Annotated in this window: 20 protein-coding genes and 1 pseudogene; 14 read left to right on the top strand and 7 right to left on the bottom strand. The window is 39.5% G+C overall.

The window, feature by feature from the left end:
• Window positions 1-126: 126 nt before the first annotated feature.
• Together KQI58_RS05670 and KQI58_RS05665 are read left to right on the top strand one after the other, a co-directional pair.
• Window positions 127-1,455, top strand: a complete 1,329-nt coding sequence (locus tag KQI58_RS05670; protein ID WP_216407238.1) for an FAD-containing oxidoreductase — start codon at window positions 127-129, stop codon at window positions 1,453-1,455.
• 399 nt (window positions 1,456-1,854) lie between these two features.
• Complete coding sequence (locus KQI58_RS05665; protein ID WP_216407236.1) at window positions 1,855-2,580, top strand: DUF1361 domain-containing protein; 726 nt, start codon at window positions 1,855-1,857, stop codon at window positions 2,578-2,580.
• A 246-nt stretch (window positions 2,581-2,826) separates the two neighbouring features.
• Here the strand turns inward: KQI58_RS05665 and KQI58_RS05660 are convergent, their stop codons facing one another.
• The 3 genes from KQI58_RS05660 to alsS all read right to left on the bottom strand — a co-directional run bounded on the left by KQI58_RS05660 (window position 2,827) and on the right by alsS (window position 6,032).
• Window positions 2,827-3,507 (bottom strand): hypothetical protein, encoded by a 681-nt coding sequence (locus KQI58_RS05660; protein ID WP_216407234.1) that lies wholly within the window; start codon window positions 3,505-3,507, stop codon window positions 2,827-2,829.
• A gap of 57 nt (window positions 3,508-3,564) precedes the next feature.
• Window positions 3,565-3,948: a hypothetical protein gene (locus KQI58_RS05655; RefSeq protein ID WP_216407232.1), complete on the bottom strand. Its 384-nt coding sequence runs from the start codon at window positions 3,946-3,948 to the stop codon at window positions 3,565-3,567.
• 404 nt (window positions 3,949-4,352) lie between these two features.
• Window positions 4,353-6,032 (bottom strand): acetolactate synthase AlsS, encoded by a 1,680-nt coding sequence (gene alsS / locus KQI58_RS05650; protein WP_216407230.1) that lies wholly within the window; start codon window positions 6,030-6,032, stop codon window positions 4,353-4,355.
• A 302-nt stretch (window positions 6,033-6,334) separates the two neighbouring features.
• Here alsS and KQI58_RS05645 point away from each other — a divergent pair, with 302 nt between their 5' ends.
• On the top strand, window positions 6,335-6,865 hold the full coding sequence (locus KQI58_RS05645; RefSeq protein ID WP_216407228.1) for a YbhB/YbcL family Raf kinase inhibitor-like protein: 531 nt from the start codon (window positions 6,335-6,337) through the stop codon (window positions 6,863-6,865).
• A gap of 497 nt (window positions 6,866-7,362) precedes the next feature.
• The gene (locus KQI58_RS05640; RefSeq protein WP_216407226.1) at window positions 7,363-7,605 is read left to right on the top strand and encodes a hypothetical protein; all 243 of its coding nucleotides are present in this window, start codon (window positions 7,363-7,365) and stop codon (window positions 7,603-7,605) included.
• Window positions 7,606-7,806: 201 nt separating this feature from the next.
• On the opposite strand, the gene KQI58_RS05635 is transcribed toward KQI58_RS05640, so the two are convergent.
• Window positions 7,807-8,178, bottom strand: coding sequence for a YxeA family protein (locus tag KQI58_RS05635; RefSeq protein WP_216407224.1), 372 nt, complete (start codon window positions 8,176-8,178; stop codon window positions 7,807-7,809).
• Window positions 8,179-8,220: 42 nt separating this feature from the next.
• On the bottom strand, window positions 8,221-8,391 hold the full coding sequence (locus KQI58_RS05630; protein WP_216407222.1) for a hypothetical protein: 171 nt from the start codon (window positions 8,389-8,391) through the stop codon (window positions 8,221-8,223).
• Between the two features lie 117 nt (window positions 8,392-8,508).
• On the opposite strand from KQI58_RS05630, the gene KQI58_RS05625 reads away from it, so the two are divergent.
• The 6 genes from KQI58_RS05625 (at window position 8,509) to KQI58_RS05600 (ending at window position 16,025) form a co-directional block, all read left to right on the top strand.
• A complete protein-coding gene (locus tag KQI58_RS05625; protein ID WP_216407220.1) occupies window positions 8,509-9,183 on the top strand; it encodes a dihydrofolate reductase family protein in 675 nt (224 codons plus the stop codon).
• Window positions 9,184-9,280: 97 nt separating this feature from the next.
• Window positions 9,281-10,327: a zinc-binding dehydrogenase gene (locus KQI58_RS05620; protein WP_216407219.1), complete on the top strand. Its 1,047-nt coding sequence runs from the start codon at window positions 9,281-9,283 to the stop codon at window positions 10,325-10,327.
• Between the two features lie 265 nt (window positions 10,328-10,592).
• Complete coding sequence (locus tag KQI58_RS05615; protein WP_216407217.1) at window positions 10,593-11,516, top strand: Rpn family recombination-promoting nuclease/putative transposase; 924 nt, start codon at window positions 10,593-10,595, stop codon at window positions 11,514-11,516.
• Between the two features lie 285 nt (window positions 11,517-11,801).
• The gene (locus KQI58_RS05610) at window positions 11,802-13,178 is read left to right on the top strand and encodes an MATE family efflux transporter (RefSeq protein WP_253295798.1); all 1,377 of its coding nucleotides are present in this window, start codon (window positions 11,802-11,804) and stop codon (window positions 13,176-13,178) included.
• Between the two features lie 230 nt (window positions 13,179-13,408).
• The gene (locus tag KQI58_RS05605) at window positions 13,409-14,197 is read left to right on the top strand and encodes a class I SAM-dependent methyltransferase (protein WP_216407215.1); all 789 of its coding nucleotides are present in this window, start codon (window positions 13,409-13,411) and stop codon (window positions 14,195-14,197) included.
• Between the two features lie 616 nt (window positions 14,198-14,813).
• Window positions 14,814-16,025, top strand: coding sequence for an MFS transporter (locus KQI58_RS05600; RefSeq protein WP_216407212.1), 1,212 nt, complete (start codon window positions 14,814-14,816; stop codon window positions 16,023-16,025).
• Between the two features lie 117 nt (window positions 16,026-16,142).
• On the opposite strand, the gene KQI58_RS05595 is transcribed toward KQI58_RS05600, so the two are convergent.
• The gene (locus KQI58_RS05595; protein ID WP_253295797.1) at window positions 16,143-16,301 is read right to left on the bottom strand and encodes a helix-turn-helix domain-containing protein; all 159 of its coding nucleotides are present in this window, start codon (window positions 16,299-16,301) and stop codon (window positions 16,143-16,145) included.
• On the opposite strand from KQI58_RS05595, the gene KQI58_RS05590 reads away from it, so the two are divergent.
• The 4 genes and pseudogenes from KQI58_RS05590 (at window position 16,287) to KQI58_RS05575 (ending at window position 19,822) form a co-directional block, all read left to right on the top strand.
• Window positions 16,287-16,457: a hypothetical protein gene (locus tag KQI58_RS05590; RefSeq protein WP_216407210.1), complete on the top strand. Its 171-nt coding sequence runs from the start codon at window positions 16,287-16,289 to the stop codon at window positions 16,455-16,457. The two genes, KQI58_RS05595 and KQI58_RS05590, sit on opposite strands and share 15 nt — an antisense overlap.
• Before the next feature lie 368 nt (window positions 16,458-16,825).
• Window positions 16,826-18,121: pseudogene (locus KQI58_RS05585) on the top strand (MFS transporter).
• A 312-nt stretch (window positions 18,122-18,433) separates the two neighbouring features.
• Window positions 18,434-19,300: an aldo/keto reductase gene (locus tag KQI58_RS05580; RefSeq protein WP_216407208.1), complete on the top strand. Its 867-nt coding sequence runs from the start codon at window positions 18,434-18,436 to the stop codon at window positions 19,298-19,300.
• A 36-nt stretch (window positions 19,301-19,336) separates the two neighbouring features.
• Window positions 19,337-19,822, top strand: coding sequence for a flavodoxin (locus KQI58_RS05575; protein ID WP_216407206.1), 486 nt, complete (start codon window positions 19,337-19,339; stop codon window positions 19,820-19,822).
• 36 nt (window positions 19,823-19,858) lie between these two features.
• On the opposite strand, the gene KQI58_RS05570 is transcribed toward KQI58_RS05575, so the two are convergent.
• Window positions 19,859-20,854: a helix-turn-helix transcriptional regulator gene (locus KQI58_RS05570; protein ID WP_216407205.1), complete on the bottom strand. Its 996-nt coding sequence runs from the start codon at window positions 20,852-20,854 to the stop codon at window positions 19,859-19,861.
• Between the last annotated feature and the right edge of the window lies 1 nt (window position 20,855).

The raw sequence follows: 20,855 nt of genomic DNA, 5'->3' as shown, positions 1-20,855 counted from the left end.
AATCAGTCGTTTGAAATCCTCACTGATCATTCATTTGATAGTATTGTTATGCAAGTTATTTCACTTAAAAAATGTTACGTAGTATGCTTCAGTTGTAAACTGCAGAAGTTTTTTGGAGGAATGAAGATGGAACAATATAAAAATATCATCGTCGGTTTTGGAAAAGGCGGAAAAACATTAGCCAAAACCTTGGCTAGTCGAGGCGAGAGCGTCTTAGTGATCGAAAAATCTACTCGAATGTATGGCGGAACCTGCATTAATATCGGCTGTATTCCATCAAAATCCATGATTCTAAATGGAGAAAAGGGGACCGCGTTTACCAAAGGTGTCGCCATCAAGGAGACGCTAACCGGAAAATTAAGAAACAAGAATTATCATATGATCGCGGATGAACCAACAGGAACGGTAATGGATGGAACAGCCCGTTTTGTATCGAATCATGTATTGGAAGTGGAAAATGATGGCAAAACGCAACAAGTTGAAGGGGAACGAATCTTCATTAATACGGGGGCTACGCCGATTATTTTACCGATTAAGGGGCTTGCTGACAGCGCCTATATGATTGATTCCACGCAAGCGATGGATTTGGAAAAATTGCCAGACACACTCGTAATCATCGGGGCAGGCTATATCGGATTGGAATTTGCTTCGATGTTTGCGAATTATGGCTCAAAAGTGATTGTATTAGATGCGAAAGAAAAATTCTTGCCTCGTGAAGACGATGATATCTCCGAGTTGATCTTTAACGACCTGACTGCACAAGGAATTGACTTTCATTTAGGTGTGTCAGTCAATGAGGTGAAGGATCAGGCGGATTATGCAGAAGTAAGCTTCACTGAAAATGGCAGAGTACAAACAGTTAAAGCTGCGAATATTTTAGCCGCAACTGGACGTAAACCGAATATTGCTGGTTTAGGTTTGGAGAATACAGATGTAAAAGTCACCGATCGCAGTGAAGTAGTCGTTGATGACTATTTACGCACAGACGCTCCAAATGTTTGGGCGATTGGTGATGTGAAAGGCGGCCCTCAGTTTACCTATGTTTCATTGGATGATTACCGAATTATTTTGGATCAATTAGATGGTGACAAGAATCGTTCACTGAAGGATCGAACATTGGTCCCATACAGTGTTTTTATTACTCCGCCGTTATCAAATGTTGGTTTAACAGAAAAAACTGCACAAGCTAAAGGAATCGAATACAAGCTGTTTCAATTCATGTCGGCAGCAGTTCCAAAGGCCAATGTCTTAGAAGATCCAAAAGGAATGTTCAAGGTGCTGGTTGATCCCAACACCGACCGAATCCTTGGTGCGTCCATTTATGCAGAAGAATCACATGAGGTAATTAACTTAATCACTTTGGCGATGAAGGGCAACTTGCCTTATACTATGCTGAGAGATCAAATCTACACCCATCCAACGATGAGTGAAGCATTGAATGATGTGTTGAAGTAAGGGGGAGACTACGGGTATGTTTGATGCGGCGTACGGTTTGTAGTCTAGTATATCCTGTCTTATCAAAAAAGGACCGAACTCGCTGTGGTTAAAATGAAATAATAAATAAGCCCTTGGACTAGGCAAGCTATTGGAAAGAAGCGTTTCCCAATAGCTTGCCTAGTCGATTTACACTATCAACATACTTGAATGAACGTATTTTTACAGGGGAAGAGAAGATTTTTTTGAACAACTATACGAATTGAAAAATTAGTACCATGACGATACTCTATGATATGATATTTGTACTTGAATTTACGAGGTTGTTTGTATTTCAATGCCAACGTATTTTAGAGCTACTACTCAAAAATTTTAGTCTTGATTATTACAGAAGTAAAAAGAAAAATGTGGAGTGATATTTTGTCCGTAATACTAGTAGTTACCATTTTATTCAATTTATTTGCGATTGGGACGATCGTGATTCGCCCACGCTTGTTTCACACAAAACTGTTTAAACCAATGGTCCATAATTTCAAGCTTTCGCTTATTCCAGTGGTCATTTTGGTGGGTACGATTCTCATTCAACTGTTTATTTCTTGGCTAGGGGCCGTTCTTCAGAGTAATCTGGTTACCAGTATTTCTTTAGCCGTACTAGTTATCGGTTTGATCGCCTGGTTCTTATTTCTGCCGAATTCTGGCTATTTGATCACAGAATTGAATTTGACCCATCGAGAAGTGGACAAAGTGGAAGTGCCGATTTGGTATGACATTATTTCTGTACTAAGCTTAGCCATCTCGGGCGTGCTAAATACAGCACTGAATATTCTATTGCTTCAATTCTTAGTAATCATCTATATTGACCCGCCCAATATTAATCAGATTAACACGCCATTATTTTGGATACTAACGTGGCTGATCTTCCTATTATTGAGCTTTGGAATTTATTTAGGGCGTTACATTCGCTTCAATACATGGGACTTGCTGCATTCAAGAACGTTTGTGAAAAAGCTGGTGGATCATTTTAGCATTAGTAAAAATCGGCGAGATGGCTTTCTATTTACACTTCTTTATGGAATCTTTCTCTCAATGTTTTATGCCTTAACTTTCTTGAATCCATTAATACAATTGATCAGACAGGGAAGGTAAACAAAAAAGTGCTTTAAGCGTTTAAAAAGCTAGTCGTCAGAAAATGTTATCGTTCATTTGGAAAGACAGTATCTCTGAAATCTTTAAAGAGTAGGCTAATTATACCTACCGTCATTACTTTGACTTTAGACAGGACAAATAGCCCGCAGCTTTTGCGGGCTTAAAATTTAGGCTCAATTTTTTAATCACGAACTACTCCGTCTCATCCCAACGTTGGATTTTTTTGATGAGGTGGAACTCGGCTGCTTATTCTCGTTTGCGCATACGATTGAGCAGTCGTTTTCGTTTCTTCTTAGGTTTTTCCGGCGGAGATTCCTTGTTTGCGGAGGCTATTGATTCTTCCGCTTCCTCCTCGTATTTCGCCGTAATAATCAGCTTCACTGGCGTTGCTTGCTCGTCTACTGCAAGATCCTCCACGGTGACACCGGCTGGTAGACAAGACATGATCATCATCATGGCTTGATTTTCACTGATATCCTGCGGGTTCACACCCACTGGCAGCTGGATTGTTTTGATCAACCAGCCCGGTTTTGGCTGCTCTTCGGTAATGGTGAAATCCTCTGGAAAGCGGATTTCTCCTGTATTTTTGACAGACCTCGGCTGTGGATCCTCTTTCACAGGAGTCGCTGTCATTACTGGCTGAGTATTAGTTTCCTCCATCATGACACTCATTGGATCATTGGCTGGTTTTTCGCTTTCTTCTTTATCATCAAAGATCGTACGGACTTCTTTTACGATCATTTTTGCCCGCAAGACTTCTTTGAATAGAGCGACCCCGTCTTTTTCAAACAGACCGATCTTGGTTAATTTGGTTAATGCTTTTTTGACTTGATCCGCCGTTTTGGTGGGATCAAAATGTTTAAATTTGAAATGATGGGATTTGCCAATGCCGTCGGCAAATTCCGCATCTAAAGTAATCGTTTTCATTTTTGGTTTCCTTTCTTTCGTTTTTCATTTTTTCTTCACTTGGACTGAGAATCACCTTCATGATTCTGCGAATCCTATTAACGGTTCTTCGGTAATTTGATTCGATGATTGCTCAGTTTCTTCAGCGCCAAAGGTTTGCGCTGGGAATAATTTTGCAGATAATAATTGCCATTCTTTCTTTCCGAAATAATCAGTAAAATAAATATAATAGCGACGCATCGCGGCAGTCGAGCGAGTTTTTAGGAAAATGTAGTTCGCTAATCCTCTCAGAACACTTTTGAATTCTGATTCGCAGAGTTCTGCTCGGACTTGTAATGCAATCAACATTTCGATGGTGGCCGTGCCATCTTTTGTCTCATGATAAAACTTACGAATTCGTTTTTCGACTGTTTTCCGTGACAGCGTAAACAGTTTTTTATTCGTGATGCCATACTCGTGCAAATGGTTTCCCCCTTTCATTTAGAATGATTCTTTGTTGAGATATCTACACCAACAACATACGCCTATTTCCACGAGATTTACACACCAAAAATTTGATTGCAACTAAAATATAAAAATCTTTAGTGGAGGAATGCGATTCTGTGGGAGAAAACACTCTCACGAAATAACATAGAGCCGAAAAGAATACCCAGATTTTTATCTAAAATTAAGAAAAAAGCCAACCAAATGATTACAATTATTCTTTGTTATATTCACGAATCTTCTAGAGGATTAAAAAAAAGATAAAAAAATCCAGTAATTCGTTTTCTCCATAGATTTTAGGAGCTACGAAATACTGGATTTTTTAGTGGTTTATAGTAAAACCCCAGCTTTACAAATCTCATGAGATAAAGGGACAATTCATTTTAATACTTTTTTAATTCTGCTTTGTCACGCAAATGGATATTTTCACGGTTATCTTCAATCATTTCAATCACCATAGGTTCCGTTGAAGCATAAGCTTCCATCAGGGCTGCATCCAGTGCTTCTTTTGAACGAACGCGAGTCGCTTTGATGCCGTAGCTTTCGGCCATTTCTTTATAGCCGATGTAGTCAATGTCGACGCCTTCTTCTTGTCCGTCATAATCAAGTTCCTGTTGAAATTCAACCATGTTGTATTCCTTATCTACCCAGATAACTTGGACAATATTCAAATGATAGTGGGCAACTGTTGCCAATTCCTGAGAAGAGAACATGAAGCTGCCGTCACCACCTGAAGATAAAATCTTTTCGTCAGGGCGAAGCAAAGCAGCAGAAATCGCCCACGGAAGACCGACACCTAAGGTTTGTTCACCATCAGACATTAAGAAATGTTTTGGTTGATATACATTAAGGTAAGAGCCCATCCAAACTTCATGACTGCCGCCATCCATTACTACAGTGGTGTCAGGATGTGCGTCGATTGTTTTTTGTAAAGAATTAACAATTTCCAAAGGATGTAGCGCATCAACGGCCGTTTCTGCAGGAACTTGTTTTTTGGTCATTAATTTTTCCTGAAGGGTCCGAATGACTGCTTTCCAATCGTTCGCAATATCCTGCTCAGCCATCGCAGCGGTAATATTTTTCAAATTTTTTGCAATGTTGCCTAAAACCAATGTATCAGGGATGTAGGTTTCATCCAAGTAGTCAACAACGGTGTCAATATCGATAATTGTTTTGTTATCCGCATTCCAAACTGAAGCCCAGTATTCCACTAAGTTCAAACCTAAAGTAATCACTAAATCACTGTTATAAACCAATTCATCACCAGGAAGATTATTGAATAAACCAACCCGTCCGACATAGTTCTGTTTAAATTCACGCGTTAGCAAGCCTGTTGCTTGGAAGGTTTCAACTACTGGAATTCCGGTCTTTTTGATAAAGGCTTGGATTTCTTTTGCGGCAGCCTCGTCATCAGCACGAGCACCAATGATAATAACGGGACGTTTCGCTGCTTTGATCTTATCAGCAGCGGCAGTTATAGTTGCGTCATCACTGACGGTATTCTCTAATTGGTCAACCAAGGATGAAAATTCCAATCCCGTTTTAGCAGTTTCAGCAAGTAAAATGTTGCCGGGAATATCCATAAATACAGCACCAGGATTTCCATTAACACTTGCTACATAGGCATTGGCTACTTCATCAGCTAAGGCATCAGTATGTTCAATTTCTTTGGCATATTTAGTGATTGTCGCATCATTTATTACTCCAGAAATATTTGGATTTTGAGGGTAGGGCGTCAATAGCTTAGCCTGTGGGACTTGACCAGCAATGGCTAAAACAGGATCGCCGTCTGAGGTTGCTGTAGCCAGTGCAGTCACCAAATTTAACGCGCCAGGACCAGAGGTGGTCATGACAACACCGGGTTTGCCTGTGACACGACCAATTCCTTGAGCCATAAAACCAGCATTTTGTTCGTGTCTGACTGTAACAACTTCGATTTCCTCTTCGCGTTTCTTCAAGGCCATCAATAAAGGTCCTAATTTACCACCAGGTAATTGAAAAACATATTTCACACCATTTTTAATAAGTGTATCTACGATTAAATCTGCACCATTCATATTCATAATAAATCGCTCCTAAATTTTTTTTGCAAGTTGTTTATTAGGATTACCTGAGACAATCGTAAAGGTAATAAATTAGCTTACTCGTGCACTATAGTCCCAAAAGAAACACATGTAAATTAGGGAATTTTTTTATACGTCCAATTTGCTGTAACAAAAAAAGCAAATAGTTTTAGAAAATAGATGGAAGATTTCTTTCTTATCTTTTGCGAAATAGTAATGGTATAAAAAAATTCCCTAATTTACTTTTTAATTGTCTGGGTTTAGTCTGATGTCGTTAAAAAAAATTACTAGGAGGATGTACGATGAACAACCCATTTTTAGGCTTACAAGAGGTACCGTCTTTTGACGTAACAAGCAAAGATATTGTTGAGGGCAGACTGTCAGATGTGAAATTTATGTCTGGTGATTTTGGCATTGAAGGTGGAGAAGATATTTCTCCAGAGGTTAGCTGGACTGGCGCACCAAGTGAAACAAAGAGTTTTGTCGTTACTTTGTACGACCCAGATGCACCAACTGGTTCTGGCTTTTGGCACTGGGCAGTAGCGAATATTCCTGCAGCAGTGAATGAATTGCCTCAGGACGCTGGAAACAAAGATAATTCCAAATTGCCATCAGGAGCTATTCAACTTCCCAACGACGCGCGTACTAAAAAATATATCGGTGCTGCACCTCCAAAAGGACATGGCGTCCATCACTACTTCTTAACCGTTTGGGCATTAGATATAGAGGAAGTGGCTATTCCCGAAGATTCTACGCCTGCCTTTTTAGGCTTCAATATGTTCGGGCATGTGTTGGCTCGTGGGGTATTGAATTTTGAAGTAGAAGTAAAATAGTTTTGTTTCCGCTAGAAAACAATAGGTACAAATAATAGGCTATAAAAAGACGTCCGATCATCTCAGGTTGATGATCGGACTTTATTTAGTATTCAACCGTTGCTATGTGAGATTCCTCACCATATTATTGTCCGATTTTCTTAGTAAAATTTGTTTTTAAAATAGTTCTACCATACTTATATAAAGGGTTTCTCTATAGAAAATAAATAGAACTAAATATAACTGAATGGTGGGCTTTATATTTCTATCCACAATAATTCTGATCGTTATTTAAAAAACGATAGTTATAAAAATGATTTATTGGAAAATTTGATAAATTTATCGAATGAAAGCTGTTTATATAGCTTTTGTTATCAAATTAATATTTATGTTTAATGAAAATGGGCTATTTAAAATAACTGTATTATTAGAATATGATTAAATTTAATACAATTGTGAAAAAACACTCAAATAATTTGTTTTAATATAAATATAGGTTTTAAGAGGGGAAGAGTACGATGGAAATGAATGAACTAGAGTATGATATTTTAAACGAGATTGCTAAAAAGAATTTCAACAATTTAACACATCAATTTTTTGAAGCATCTGAGACGGATTTTGAAGAGAGTATTGAGGGCTTGAAGGAAAGCGGATTTATTCAAGGAAGTATTTTTAAAGGTAACGGCACCTTGAGAAATCCTTTCAGATTTTTCTTCTTATCCGCTGAAGGGGAAGCAGTATTGGATAAATGTGCATCGTAAAAAGGGCTAGATCACTCATTTTCGAGTGATCTTTTATTTTTCTTATTAGCTAAACAAGTAGATTCAGCCACAAAGCTGAGATTCAAGATATTGTTAAAAAAGGAACTCAACATTCGAAATTGTTTGAACAATTTCAAAGTGTTGAGTTCTTTTTTTTGTTACACAAAACAATTTTCTATAGTTGAAAGAAGTAGAGCGCAACTACTTTAAAGCATCCTGATTTAAGGAGCTTCTAACGTTAGAAGGGACTTTACTGGATTTCACTTCTTCCCATCCGATAACTCCTTTCTTTTTGTTCACGTGAAGAACAAGGTACGCGTTTTTCTTTAATGGAGTACTATCTACTGAATCAAAAACGACTTCCTTCTTTTCGTTCTTTTGATTGTAAGCACTTAAATGATAGCGATAACGGGGATAAGACTCTTTGCCACTTTTAATAGCTACGTTGATTCTTTTTCCACCTGTTGTAATTCTTGTGTAATACTCTTGTGTTGAATAGTTTTGGTGATACCAAAAATAATAGCCACCAAGCAACAAAGCAATCGTAAATAAAAAACCAATTAGTTGCTTCAAATGAATCAGCCCTTTCTACAAAAGAATATAAAAAAGACGACATTAAATAACCAGACTAAGGTCTGATCTTAGACGAACATTTTTGTAAGGTAGATTATCACCAAAAGATTTAGTGAATGAACGCTCTGTTTTAAGCTTGTGGCATGATTCTTCAGAGAGCTCTTCTATTTTGCCATATGTAGCAATTGAGCAGGATTTAAAAAATTTTTTCATTTTATCTCTTGCTCCTAAAGTTGACTTTAGGTTTATTATGATTTCAGGGCCTTCGTAATGGAACGCTCACGACTGTTTACATGAATAATAAAGAGATCAAAAAAGGGGGGATATCAGATGAAGAAACCATTTATCGTCTGTCACATGATGACTTCTATTGACGGAAGAATTGATTGCGAGATGACTGGACAATTAAAAGGGGTGGAGGATTACAAAGCTACTTTGAAGGCTTTAGGAACACCTACAACTTTGAGCGGCAGAGTAACAGCTGAACTAGAAATTGCTCTTCCAGGAAAATTTGAAGCAAAGAAATACAGAGCACTGGGAATGGAAAAGTTTTCTAAAAAGAGCAACAGCACAGGCTATGAAATAATCGTCGATACCCATGGCGTACTTTTATGGCCAGACTCAGCTGAGATGGAGAAGCCGTATCTAATCATTACAAGTGAGCAGGTCGCTACCGAATATCTTGCCTATCTTGATGCCAGAAATATTTCTTGGATCGCCTGCGGAAAAGAAGAGATCGACCTTCAACGAGCGACCGAAATACTCGCAAAGGAATTCTATGTACAGCGGATGGCTGTTGTCGGAGGACCTGCAATCAATACGACATTTTTAGAAGCGGGACTTTTGGACGAAATCAGTCTTTTAATCGGCGCTGGAATTGATGGTCGAAACGGCTTTCCAACGGTCTTTGACGGCTTGCCCAAGGAGCATAAGGTGATTGATTTAACAATCAAAAACGTTGAGCAGTTTGAAAGTGGCGCAGTATTATTGAGTTATCACGTTTAGTTTTATGGTCTGTTCTGTTATAGAACGTCAATAAATAAAAAAAGTTAAGAAAGGAAAGAACGCCGAAAAATTATTCGGTCGTTCCTGGTATTTAATTATGAAATCTGCAATTTTTGAAAAAGCGGGGTTGGTAACTGTTGAGGAAGTAGCTAAACCAACTCTACAAGCCGATGACGATGTAATCATCAAAGTTGTTCGAGCCTGTGTTTGTGGTTCAGATCTTTGGTCTTACGCTCATGGGGATAATAAAGAAGCTCATTCTGTCAACGATGGGCACGAAGCTCTAGGGATCGTCGAAGAAATCGGTTCTGCAATCACTACGGTTAAGCCGGGGGATTTTGTGATCGTGCCATTTACACATGGCTGTGGTGAATGTGATGCTTGTCGCGCGGGCTTTGATGGGACTTGTGATCGTCATCAAGGCGCTACCAATTGGTCTAACGGCTTCCAGTCAGAATATATTCGCTTCCATTATGGCAATTGGGCATTGATAAAGATTCCTGGACAACCATCAGATTATACAGAAGGCATGATTAAATCGCTTTTGACTCTAGCAGACGTGATGCCAACAGGCTACCATGCAGCGCGCTGCGCCCATGTCGAAAAGGGGGATAAAGTGGTAGTAATCGGTGATGGCGCGGTTGGTCAATGTGCAGTCATCGCTGCCAAAATGCGCGGGGCTTCTCAAATCGTGCTAATGAGCCGACACGAAGATCGTCAGAAGATGGCACTTCAGTCAGGAGCAACTGCTGTTGTAGCAGAGCGTGGAGAAGAAGGGATTGCCAAAGTTCGCGAGATTCTAGGCGGTGGCGCAGATGCTGCGCTTGAGTGCGTAGGAACAGAAGCGGCGATTGAACAAGCCCTAGGTGTTCTGCATAATGGTGGTCGCGTTGGCTATGTCGGTGTGCCCCATTACAATAATCGACCACTAGGCTCAACCTTCGCCCAAAACATTTCTGTTGCCGGCGGCTCTGCCTCAGTCACAACCTATGACAAACAACTCCTTCTGAAGGCAGTCCTAGACGGAGACATTAATCCGGGACGGGTCTTTACTGAAACATATAATCTAGATGATATTAACCAAGCCTATCAAGACATGCAGGCGCGTAAAACGATTAAATCGATGGTTGTTGTGTCGGAGTAGTATTTAATAGCTTGCCACGGAAACACTTTCGAATCTTTGGGAGTGTTTTTTTTCATTTTGAAATATTTAGAAGCGTCAAATTGCGATTTGAAATCGTTCTCTGTTGGGCTTATAAAGAAGAGTTTTGCTGAAAAGGAGATCATTGATTCGAAGCGAGTGCTTTCTCTTTTTTTGCGTATTTTATAATAAAGAGTTTTGATAGCAGCTATTTTGCCATGCTATAATGTAGGCGAGAAAACCTGCTGTCTGAAAGGCAGGAAAAGAGATGCAAGTATACTTACCCACCAACGATCTATTATTCAAAAAGTTGCTAACTTCTGAGGATTCCCAGCACATTCTAAAAGCGTTTGTTAAAGATTTATTAGGCTTAGAATTCGAGAGACTGATACCAAAACAGACCTATCACATTGACAGCTACAAGAAATCCTATGAGGAACGGGAAAAGATGGAGGTAAAGCTTACCGAGGTTGACATCCTGGCAGTCGCTGAAGATGAAAGTTATACGACGATCGAATGTCAGGTTCAGTCGCAAAAGTATTTCCATGAAAGAAGTCTTTTCTATCTCGGGGAAGCTTATCGCTCTCCATTTGGCAATATCGCGAAAAATGAGGTGAAGAAAAGTAATTTTTCAAGTCTGCGCCCAGCTTATGGCATTAATATTGTGAATTTTCATTTGTTCGATGACACAGAGAATGCCCTGCAATTATTCCATTTGATGAATACCGAGACCAATCGCCCATTTCTAAATAAAGAGGGAAAAGAGCTGTTGGTTCTTTGCTTTCTTAGTCTGAAGAATGACCTAATCGATTCCCAACACGCTGTCTACCATTGGTATTACTATTTCAAAACAGGAGAAGTGAAGGCTGACGCCCCTGACTATATTAAAGAAGCGAAAAAGAAAACAGACTTCTTAACATTGGAAGAGGAGGAAAAGGAAATGATCATGAAAATCGATAAAGCCCGAGCAATAGCAGAAGCCGAATTAGAGTATGCTAGGGATGAAGGCATGGAAAAGGGTATGAAAAAAGGTATGGAAATGGGGAGACAAGAAGAGCGAAAAAGGAATCGGGAAGAAAAACGAATGCTGATTCTAAACTTAATGAAAACCTCCCTTTCATTGAAAGAAATCTCAGAGATAAGCGGCATAGACATCGATACGCTGGAAAAATGGAAGGCAGAATCGGAGTAACTGAATAAGCGTTTCAATAAGTTAAAAGATGATTACGGGAAATGTAAGACAAGATGATGTAAAGGCGCTATTTTTGAGTTTTATAAAGATATTCGCCCATTGACTTTCCATTTTTCTTCTGATATTTTAGTGAAAAAGAATAGTTTTTAATTGGATCAATTAGTTGAATGAACAAGGCGTTTAGACGTTACCCCTTATGTACGGAGGAGATTCCTGCATATGCGTAACTCTAGACGCCTTTTTTTAAAATCAGAATAATTGATTGTTTCTAAAGGAGGTTTTTGTATGGGAAAGGATATGACGCGGGGAAGTATCGTAAAGGTTCTATTGTTATTTACAATACCATTGGTTCTTAGTGGATTGTTTCAACAACTGTTTAATTGGGTGGATGCATTTATTGTTGGAAATGTGGAAGGAGAGCTGCCGCTTGCGTCGATCGGGGCTACGACGGCGATTTATAATTTGTGTATTACCGCGATTATTGGATTTACGTCAGGGCTTTCTGTTTTATCTGCTCAAAATCATGGCAAAAGAGAGTTTTGGAAAATGCGGGAAACGTTATTTTCATTCATGGTCATTTTGGGAGCGTTCTTCTTGATTGTTTCATTATTAGGGATCGCTTTTACGACTCCGATTGTTGAAGTCTTGGATACCCCTGAGAGATTAAGGATGATAGCCAGTCAATACCTGAAAATTATGTTAATGGGTGTCCCATTTTTGGCGATCTATAATGTGTACACGGGTGTGTTAAGAGGAGCAGGAGACAGTAAAGCACCATTTGTCTCGATCATCATCTCCTCAATTGCTAATGTGATTTTAGACATTCTCTTCGTTGCAGTGCTTCGTCAAGGCGCTGCGGGTGCGGCTGTCGCTACGGTTATTTCGCAAATCGCGATGACGCTTTATATCATCGGTTATACTGAGAGGACCTATCCCTATTTGAAATACAGAATAGATAAAAAAATATTTGAGAAATTAAACATGCAAACAGGAGCACGATTTGGTGTGCCGCCAACGATTCAGGCCAGTATCAGTTCAATCGGGAACATCATCCTTCAAAAATTTATGAACGGTTTTGGTGAACAGACGATTGCGGCAATTACGACGGCGTATCGGGTCGATTCCGTTATTTTTTTACCAATCGTAAATTTTGGTTCTGGTGTCGCTACTGTAGTGGCTCAAAATATCGGAGCTGAAAATGAAGAAAGAGCCAAAAAGACCTTGAAAATTGGTCTTGTAATGATTGCTGTGATCTCGCTTTGTATCTCGATTTTTATCTTTTTTCTTGGTGAGAATCTATTAGCATTATTCGGGCTTTCAGCTGAATCTGTGGCGATTGGAAAAACCTTTTTCCGAACGTTAGCGCCTTTTTACCTCATTTATGGCTTTTCCATGGTGATTCGAGGCTACGTGGAGGGCTGCGGAGATATGGTCTTTTCAAGTGTAGCAGGAATAACTTCCTTAATTGTCAGAATCGCGGCTTCCTATCTATTCGTTCACGTATTCGCAACCAAGATCATCGCGCTCTCGGAAGGATTTTCTTGGATTATCTTATTGGCGATTTATCTGCTTCGCTACTGGAAAAAAGAACAGAAAGTGAAGGGGTTGCGGCGCCAGAAAATAGGGGCGATAGAGATAAAGACGAACTATTCCGATCATTAAAACGGTTGAACTCAGTCATTGAAAAAGAATGGCTGAGTTTTTTATTAAGCTCGAAAGTTCTGCTTCGCTAAATGACAAAAGTATTCTTTGTGAGTTGTTTTTCTTAATCGAGCATGCTATTTTAAAAAAATATATGATTGCTTTTTACGTCTACCTAAATCTGGTGTCCATCGTCGTGAATAGTAATAAGAAATAATTGTACAAAAGAAATGTGATAGGAGGGATATTTCATGTCAAAAGAATCGATTTTGGAAAATTATCAATATTTTGATGAAGATCAACGAGCATATGGATCTCGGTCGGAACGGATTGAATTTGCATATACTAAAAAAGTGTTGGACAAGTATACGGATTTAGAGCAGAAAGTCATCGAGCTTGGCTGTGGGACCGGCTATTACGGTAGTTATCTATCAAATAAATGTAAGACGTATCATGGTATCGATCTAGTCCCTAAACATATCCAATGCTTTGAAACAAAAATAAAGGAACAGGCGCTTTCTAATTTAAGTGCCGAAGTTGGAGATGCGACCAATCTAACAAAGATCGACGCCCACTCCTATGATTTGGTACTAGTTTTTGGGCCGCTATACCATCTGCCGGTTGAAGAACGGAGAAAAGTATTGCTTGAAACCAAACGAATCTGTAAAAGGAAAGGAATCCTTCTTTTTGCCTATATTAATAAGGCAGGAGCGTATTTACGAGCTTGTCTGGATGATCAGTTGAAAGAACAATATCCCAATAAGCAAACGGGGGATTTGGTGTTAAGACAAGGCAGAGATGATTTATTTTCTGAGGTCTTTTTTTATACATCACCAGAGGAATTAGAACAAGAAGCTTCTGATTGCGGATTACAGGTGCTTGATAATGTTGGCGTTGATTTTACACTGAACCCAACGGATATCAATCACATGAATGATGAAAAATATGCTGCATGGGTAGAGCTGATGGATTTCATGTTTAAGAGCCGTTCTTGTACAGGTGTCAGTAATCATGCGATTCTCGTGTGTCAAAACGTGTAATAATAAGATTTGATTCATAGTTATCGGTAATCGTACTTTTTGAGAGGGGTTTCACATCAAAAATAAATATAGATTATCTTGAAAAGAAGCGTAATGAAATCATGGTAATCTGTATGAGAAGGGCGATTTATGAAATCGACATATCAGGTATCGTTACCGAAATGAACCTCAAACAATAGAGAAGGTTGAAATTTAAAGATAGTGAATGATTCGGAACAGGCGCCGTAATAAAAAGGCAAAGTGAGAAGGTTAATGCACTGAAATACGTAACCCGATTAAGCATTCTGATAAATCATTTAAATAACAGATTTTAACTGAACGCAGGATAGTTTAGATGTATTTTAAATGAAGAGGTAGCATACTTGATGCTTCATATCAACCGATTGAAGAGCAATAAAAAATTAATGAACGTGAATAACATCCTCAAGAGCATGTGGCGAGAAAAAGAAATGCTAATGTGGCTTTTGTGCAGATTTTTAAATAGCTCTTTTGTAGCTCGATCCTTTTAATCAGGATTGAGCTTTTTTAGGCTTTGAGCGAAAATTAACCCTCCACCATACCACCACCTGCTTTTTTCCTAGTAGACTACTCTGGTGACAAGAAAGTGGGGGATAGTATGGAAACAAATGAAATACAAAAAGAGCAGGTATGGCGTCGAAAAACGATCCTGTTTATCACTAGCCAAGCCATCACCTTGTTCGGGTCATCGATTGTTCAAATGGCCATCATTTGGCAAGTCGCATTAGAGACATCCTCTGGCTTATGGCTGACGCTGCTGACGTTGAGTTCGACGGTTCCGCAGACAGTTATTTCCCTTTTTGGCGGAGTATGGGCGGATCGCTATCCGAGAAAACGGCTGATTATATTTGCAGACTTGAGCATTGCTGCCGTGACATTACTTTTAGCGATTGTGGTATTTTTTAGAGAAACAGCGAGTATCCTGCCGTTGCTTCTAGTGGTGTCTGCACTGCGGTCATTCGGATCAGGGATTCAGACGCCAGCCGTGAGTGCGGTTATTCCACAAATCGTTCTGGAAGACCAGCTGATCCGTTACAACGGAATCAATGGCAGTATGATGTCTATCGTACAGTTCGCTTCACCAGCAGTGGCGGGCGCCATTTTAGCGGTGGGTTCGTTTTATTGGATTCTGTTATTAGATGTAGGAACGGCAATTATCGGTAATATCATCCTTTGCTTTATAACCATCACCAAACAGAAAGGTGCGCAGCAGAAGCAATCCACTTCATTTTTTACAGATATGAAGGCAGGCATTTCCTACGCCGTGAAAGATCAGAAGGTGAAGCGTCTACTTTTAACTTATGGTTCGTTTATCTTTTTGAGTGTACCGTCCAGTTTTTTAACGGTACTGTTGATTGAGCGAACTTTCGGAGACAGCTATATGTATCTAACTGTTAATGAAATGACAGGTTTTGCAGGGATGGTGTTAGGCGGTATCTTATTAGGTATTTGGGGAGGATTTAAGGATCGAATGATGACTCTCATTTTCGGCTTGCTGGGCTTCGGAGTGATTTCACTAGCACTTGGTTTTATGTATAATTTTTGGCTGTTCGCACTTTGTATGTTCTTCATGAGCTTTTTTATTCCAGTCGTGCAATCTTCAACCACCACGATTCTGCAAGAGCACGTGCCTGCTGAAAAACAGGGACGGATCTTCGGACTTTTAGGAACGATTTACAGCGGCTTTATGCCGTTAGGGACAGCTATTTTTGGACCGCTGGCGGATGCGGTGAGAATTCAGTGGTTGGTTATTATTTGTGGTGTGCTTTTGATGGGTTTAAGTGGGGTACAATTTTTGCGGAAAAGTTGAAAGTGTGGTTAATCGCCAATAACTACTCACTTATAAAAGAACAAAATAGCACTTGGTTTGTCTTTAATGACAGACTAGGTGCTATTGTTTTTACAGAATCGATAGTGGATAAGAAATTCAACTATTAGAATGGCGGTAGCTATTTGGAGAGACATGGTATCGATCATGAAACATTTTGTAGAAGAAGCTCATATTCTTGTAGCCGACTTGTTGAATAATTTGCTCTATTGGAAGATCCGAGTTTTTCAGAAGTAAACTGGCATGATCCAGCTCCAATGGACTCAGCGCGGCTCAGAAGTCCTAGGGGAAATAATCCTTCCTAAAAATGTTCCCTACGAACTGGTACTTATGGAAGAGGAGTGGCAGATAGAGGAGCACAGTCAAGACATAGAGAATCAGCAAAGAAAAGTGATCAAACTATTTAAAGGTTAACTTCAAATAGATGGATATATGAGGTTTACTTTAAATGTTTGTGATGGTTTCAAACTAGACGCAAAGCAGAGATTCAAAGACATCAATCATTCATTGGATAAAAATTTACTAAGATAACAATCGCTGAACACCGCATGTTTAGCGATTGTTTTGTTTACGCTTAGAAACCGACTTTTCTTCAACCATTCCCGTGGTGCCATTTTGGTCAGCCTTGCAACTTGTGTCACCTACTATATTAGGCTATCATCAAAGATAATCTTTAAGTTGGAGCTGTTTGGGCATTATCCAATAGAACAGCAGCTTTCCATTCAATCGTTTTGTTTTTGTTGATTGTTTCCTTGCTTTTATCTAATAGGAGTGTTTGATAGATGAATAATAAAATAGATTCATCGTTGCCGACTAAATGGCGGAGAAACTTGTATTTTTTTCTTGCTGGACAGTTTTTATCTGGAATAACCAGTATGATCGTTCAGTATTCTATCATTTGGTATTTGACCAAGATAACTGGTTCCGCAACGGTTTTAAGCTTTGCTACATTGTTAGGGATGATACCGATGGTCGTGCTGAGTCCGTTTGTTGGACCAGTTGTGGACCGACGCAATAAAAAATTTCTGTTAATTATTACTGATATTGTTGTCGCGCTCTTTGCGCTGATCCTTTCGATTACGGGGACGATTTCCCCTGAATTTCCATTATGGCTTGTCTTTGTATCGCTGTTTGTTCGGGCGGTCGCTCAAACGTTCCAAATGCCGATCATTCAGTCAATTCTGCCGACGATGGTGCCGGAAGAGGAACTGACTAAAGTGAATGGCCAGCTTGGAATGGTTCAATCGGCCAACTATATTATTGCCCCAGCAATGGGCGCTTTTCTTTTCTCGATTATTCCGATGAATTGGCTGATTCTGTTTGACGTACTTGGTGCTATTCTTGGTGTTGGGCTGCTGCTTTTTGTAACGATTCCTCATGTTGTTTCCGAAGGGGAAAGGATTCATATTTTAGCGGATTCAAAGTTTGGCCTGCAGAGGCTGATTGAAAATAAAGGTCTTTGGTATATTACGCTTATTGGCTCGGTGTTCATGCTGATCTTTATGCCAGCAGCTAGTCTATATCCTTTAATGACGATGGACTATTTTAAGGGGACGGTGGGGCAAGCAGGTTTGATCGAAGTGATTTAGGCGACTGGGATGTTGGCTGGCGGCGCAGTGATTGGCCTGTTTGGTAAATGGAAAAATCGCATGCTGCCGATTCTTTTTTCTTATTTGGTTATTGGGGTAACCATCGGATTAAGTGGATTATTGCCAGGAACACAAAAAGGCTTTATGGTGTTCGTAGCTTTAAATGCCATTGCAGGCTTCGCGACACCCTATTTCAATACCTTATTAATGGCCATGATTCAGCAAAGCTACGAACCTAAATATTTAGGCCGAGTCTTAGGTGTCATTAATTCATTGATGAGTATCACAGGTCCTGTGGGCTTGATTTTTGCTGGACCGATCGCGGATAATATCGGAGTTGAAAAAATGTTTATGATTGCAGGCATCGGCACCTTGGTTTGCGGCGTGGTAAATGTTTTAATTCCTCAGGCACGGAATTATGATATAGAGCTGCAGAAAAAAATTGCGGAACGAAAAAGACAAGAAACTATTTCTGAAGAGTCTTCTTAGTGGAGGCGTTCAATAAAGTTGTTTAATAGATAGAAGAAATCAAAGGGAGCTGTCTTAATTGAGAGCTCCCTTCGTTGTATAGTTTTTTAAAAGTCTGATCCGAAGGCAACAAAATACTCTCTTTAAAGATATCAATAAAAACTTTTAAAAGATTCTGGCGCGCTTATTCAAGCTGTTAAAGGATTCCGGAGCTTTATCCTATAGCTTTTTTGTTTTGAAATTTTTTTATATAAGGGCTTGAACCTAAAGCTGACTTTAGGGTTATGATAAGAGTAAGCAATGAAAATGATACTATATTTTGGAGGTTTTTAGATGACTTACACGAATGAGTTTGAATTAAACAACGGGGTAAAAATCCCAGCTTTAGGTTTAGGAACTTGGTTACTGAATGATGAGCAGACAGAACAAGCGGTGATTGATGCGATTGCTTTAGGCTATCGTCATATTGATACTGCGCAAGCTTATGGGAATGAAAAGGGTGTTGGTGAAGGAGTTAGAAAAAGTGGAGTCGACCGTCAGGAGCTTTTTATCACAACCAAGGTTGCGGCTGAGGAAAAGACTTACGAAGGTGCGGCTGCCTCTATTGATGACTCTCTTCGTAAAGCCGGCTTAGATTATTTCGATCTAATGATTATTCACAGCCCGCAACCATGGAAGGAAGTGAATCAGTCAGAGGATCGCTACTTTGAAGGAAATATTCAAGCATGGAAAGCGTTAGAAGCTGCCTACAAAGCTGGCAAGGTAAAAGCCATTGGTGTTTCTAATTTTTTACAAGAGGATTTAGAAAATCTGTTGGAAAATACGGAGATCAAGCCAATGGTGAATCAAGTGTTGTGTCATATTGGAAATACACCGCTAGAACTAATCGAGTTTTGTCAGACAAATGGCATCCAAGTTGAGGCCTATTCGCCTATTGGTCACGGAGCAGTTTTAAATCGCGAAGACGTAAAAGCTATCGCCGCGAAGTACGATGTCAGCGTGGCACAGCTTAGCCTGAAATACGATTTGCAATTAGGAATTGTCGTGATCCCGAAAACAAGCAATCCGGATCATATGAAAAACAATGCAGAGTTGAACTTTGAAATCAGCGATGCAGATATGGAAATGCTGAAGACCATTGAAAAAATCGATGATTACGGAGAACACGGCTTCTTCCCAGTATTTGGCGGAAAATTGTAATTCGAATAAAGTCTAAACCAAAGGAGCGAACGAGAAATGACACAAAAACAGTTAGTTACCTTCTTTTCAGCAAGTGGAAAAACGCGACGGACAGCCACTCAGCTGGCTGGAATTCTTGGTGCGGATATCCTTGAGATTGAACCGAAGCAACCGTATACTAGCGCTGATTTAGATTGGAATAATCCCAATAGTCGCAGCAGCCTGGAGATGACTGGCTCTACGAATAAGCTAGAACTTGTTGAAAATTCACTCGATCTAGCCAATTATGAAGTAATCTTTGTTGGTTATCCCATCTGGTGGGGCAAGGCGCCTAAAATCGTAGAAGCTTTTTTCCGGCAGTATGATTGGAAGGGGAAAACAATCATTCCCTTCTGCACGTCAGGCGGCAGTGGATTTGGATCTAGTGATCAAGCCCTGAAAGAAGCTACCAATGAACAGGCAAAATGGGTTCAAGGAAGAGAATTAACAAGCTCTAACAGAAAGACGATGGAGCACTGGGTATCGCAAGTAAAATCGATTTAAAGGGTTTAAGCTCAATTAAACAGCTCTAGCCCCTTCTTAAATAAAAATTGTGAAAAGTTGTTTTATCAAAAGCCGATATTGTTTAGGTGTCAGCTGGAATCTTTTTTTAAACAGGCGGTAAAAATGGCTTTCACTTTGATAATTCACCATCTCTGAAATCTCAGAGATGGTTTTTGAGGTTTCTGAGAGATATTTTTCCGCAAGTATTAATTTTTCATCGGTAATAAGCTGCGAAATAGTTTTGCCCGTTTGTTTTTTTATGTGTCGTGAAAGATACCCTTTACTATAAGAAAGTTCTTTTGTTAAAAGTTCTAGCGAAACAGTTGCGGGGTCCTTTTTAATTCTGTCAAGAACGTCTTGAGTAAGTCTATCTGTCGTTTTATTCAACGGATGCTGTAATTTAACTAGTTCTTCTAAAAAAATCATCAGATACCCTAACACAGTATAAGAAAAAGTATAGTTCGCTTGATAATATTCGGTGATCAACCGTTGTAAATAGTAATGAACATTCTCTAAATCCGAGCGATGATAAATAAGGTAATCACCAAAGTTGAACAGCTGACTAGTCAACGTAGCTGGCTGCCGCGTTGTCTCTTGGAAGGCATCAAAAATTTGGGGATGAATCAACAGATTTACCACCATCGGCTTCAACTTTTCATTAGGTAAACAAGCAACTAGATGAGGGATTTCTTGATTGATCAAAAAAAGACTACCGGATTCCATAATGAATGGGGTGTGATTAACTACATTCAGTAGTTTGCCCTCAGGTAAATAGACAATCTCAATATAATCGTGATAATGCAAATTGGACGGAAGATCCAAGTAATGGGAGACAATGGCAAAGTGTAATTGGTCATCTAGGTCAAGGTTTGAAAGAATATTTTTTAGCGGTAGGCTTATTTCTTTTTTGTCATGAAGTTCACGATAGGGATCAAATGCTGGGTCAACAATAACATAGGGACTTAAGGAATTCTTCGTTTGATCAATTCTCGGAATGTGTTCGACGTGACGAAAATACGGCTCGTTTTTCATA

Source organism: Enterococcus raffinosus, from assembly GCF_018917525.1.
In the GTDB taxonomy this organism is placed as follows: Bacteria; Bacillota; Bacilli; order Lactobacillales; family Enterococcaceae; genus Enterococcus_A; species Enterococcus_A raffinosus_A.
This window is presented reverse-complemented; position numbering and strand designations above follow the sequence as displayed.